The 2,606-nt window shown below is 56.8% G+C and carries 3 protein-coding genes; all 3 read right to left on the reverse strand.

The window, feature by feature from the left end; all coding sequences use genetic code 11:
- The coding region (locus tag E5198_RS20855; protein ID WP_136491818.1) for a polymorphic toxin type 44 domain-containing protein at positions 1 to 508 on the reverse strand (508 nt) is incomplete at its 3' end.
- A complete protein-coding gene (locus E5198_RS20860) occupies positions 505 to 816 on the reverse strand; it encodes a hypothetical protein (RefSeq protein WP_136491819.1) in 312 nt (103 codons plus the stop codon). The genes E5198_RS20855 and E5198_RS20860, both read right to left, overlap by 4 nt.
- Positions 816 to 2,426, reverse strand: coding sequence for a peptidase domain-containing ABC transporter (locus E5198_RS20865; RefSeq protein ID WP_256659229.1), 1,611 nt, complete (start codon positions 2,424 to 2,426; stop codon positions 816 to 818). Before E5198_RS20865 ends, E5198_RS20860 begins: the two co-directional genes overlap by 1 nt.
- Between the last annotated feature and the right edge of the window lie 180 nt (positions 2,427 to 2,606).

A 2,606-nucleotide genomic window follows, 5' to 3' on the forward strand; every position in this document is an offset into this window, starting at 1 on the left:
ATGCTGAGTTCGTGGTAAGACATGGCAACACCGTACCGGAAAGGTCAGGTGTTGCACTCAGTTTTTGCCGCCGCCCTGTGAACCCTCTACTGCGAGCCGCATCAATTCCATCCCTGATCATTTGTTGATCACCCGGATTGTCCCCCTTGTTTCTGTGATCAAGCAATGACCGAGCAATTGACTCTGCATTGGATAATCCATCTGCCTTTCCCTGAGCCCACCCAGCACCATACTCTAGAACAGCATCCGGGATACCTAGCGCACGCCCAACGGCTCCGTAATTGAAATTTCCAAAATCCGCATATTTCGACTTCGGCTCAAGCTGCTTATAATCCATGGACTGACTTGGCGGCAAATGCCCATCCTTATTATTCCTAACACGCTCATAAAACCAATCAAATGTTTCCTTAGGCGTATGAGTAGCCTGATACTGATTTGCCTGAAAAACGTTATTAGCAACGCTCACCCCCGGTGGAACTGCGCCAGCAAAACCATAGTTATCATTCACTTTTTAAGCTCCTCAAAAAAGCGCTTGAAAACATACAAATGAACCAGCACAACCCCCGGCAGAGAAAACAACAACGACCCGAGCGCTGCCATAACCATAATCAATCCAGAGCCAATATCGTCCCCTCTAGCTACAGGATCTGGCATGACATGAGTACTGTCATAAATATAACCAGCTATGGAGGCAAAAAATCCGCCAACAGCGAAAACCAAAAAGACACTAGCAAGCATGGCTACTATCTCAAGAAAAATAAATCGCACCAGCCTGACGTGAAGCAACGAGCGAACCTTGTTAGATATCCAATCCATCAAATCTCTTCCTGCACCAAACTTACGTGCATGCTCTGACGCCCCATATTCACCACCCCATCCACTTGCAGCCCCCTGGGCACTTGGTGGGTAATAAATATCATCGTCACCTTGCCCTTGAGCCGATTGATGGTTTGAGCGAAGTACTCAGCGGTCTGTTGGTCGAGATTGGAAATCGCCTCATCGAAAATCAGCACCTTGGGGCGCTTCAAAAGCGCGCGGGCAATCGCAACACGCTGACGCTGGCCGCCCGATAGCCCTGTGCCGCGCTCACCGATTTCGGTCTGGTAGCCCTGCGGCAGCTTTTCGATCACGTCGTGAATCTCGGCGGCCCGGCACGCAGCGATCACGTCCTCAAAGCCCGCATGCGGGTGGGCCATGATCAGGTTGTCGTACACCGTGCCGGAGAACAGCACCGTCTCCTGCGGTACCACGCCGAAGGTGGCGCGCAGTTCGTTGGCCGCCAGTTGCCGGATCTCGCGCCCATCCAGCGTGATCTGCCCTTCCTGCGGCCAGTAGAAGCCCTGCATCAGTTTCGCCAGCGTGCTCTTGCCGCAGCCGCTGGGGCCCATCAGCACGGTGAGCTTGCCTGTGGGGATGGCAAGGCTCAGGTTGCGGTACAGCCAGGGGTGTTGCTCGGAGTAACGGAAACCCACGTCGCGGATGTCGATCCGGCCTTCACCGCCAGCCGCTCGCTGTGGCGTGAGGGTGAAGGGCTCCTGCGGCATGTCCAGGATGTCGCCCAAGCGCTTGACGGAAATGCTGGCCTGCTGGAATTCCTGCCACAGGCCGACCAGGCGCAGCAGCGGCTGGCTCATGCGGCTGGCGAACATCTGGAAAGCGACCAGCATGCCCACGGTCATCCCATCGGTCTGCATCACCAACCAGGCGCCAACGATTAGGATGGACAGCGTCATCACCTGCTCCAGCCCATTGGCGACGACATTGTAGGTGTTGCCGACCTGCTTGGTGGCGAAGCCCGCAGACAGATACTGGGCCAGATAGGTGCCGTAGCGCTTGCCCACGTCCGGCTCCAGCTGCAGGGACTTCACCGTGGCCATGCCGGCCAAGTATTCGGTCAGGAAAGCCTGGTTGCGTGCGCCGAGCAGGAATTGCTTGTCGAGCCGTTCGCGGAAAATCGGCACCATGAACAAGCTAGCCGTGACGATCAGCGTCATGATGCCGACGGCGATCAGTGTGAGCTGCCAGCTATAGGCGAACATCACAGCGAGGAAGACGACCAGGAAGGGCAGGTCGAGCACCAGGCTCACCGCCGCGCCGGAGATGAATTCGCGCAACTGCTCCACGCCGTGCAAGCGAGCGACCAAGGTGCCGGTAGGCCGAGCCTCGAAATACGGCAGCGGCAGGTGCAGCAAGTGGCGCAGCACCTTGTCGCCCAACACCGCGTCAATGCGGCTGCCGGTGTGCAACAGCAGATACTGGCGCAGCCAGGTCATGCCGCTGGTAAAGAGCATGAACACTACTAGGGCGACACCCAGCACGATGAGGGTGCTTTCCGAATGATGGGCGATGACCTTGTCGATGATGACTTGGGTGAACAGGGGTGTGGCCAAACCGACGAGCTGGATGGCCAGGCTGGCGAGCAGCACATCCCGCCAAATGGTCTTGTGACGTAGCAGTTCGGGGACGAACCAGGAGAAGCCGAAGGGTTTGCGTGACTCGCGGCTTTCCTGCTGCCGGACACTCGATTCGCTAGGTTCTGTACGAAAAGTACTGCCGTAGGCACCGCAGCGTGCAAGCCAGGGTGACCATTGCAGCAAAACTTCTTG

Source organism: Pseudomonas sp. A-1, assembly GCF_004801855.1.
GTDB lineage: Bacteria > Pseudomonadota > Gammaproteobacteria > Pseudomonadales > Pseudomonadaceae > Geopseudomonas.

Bases quoted from the DNA above. Each gene is read 5' to 3' on its own strand.
- E5198_RS20860 (WP_136491819.1), bottom strand. From the start codon at position 816: ATGGATTGGATATCTAACAAGGTTCGCTCGTTGCTTCACGTCAGGCTG.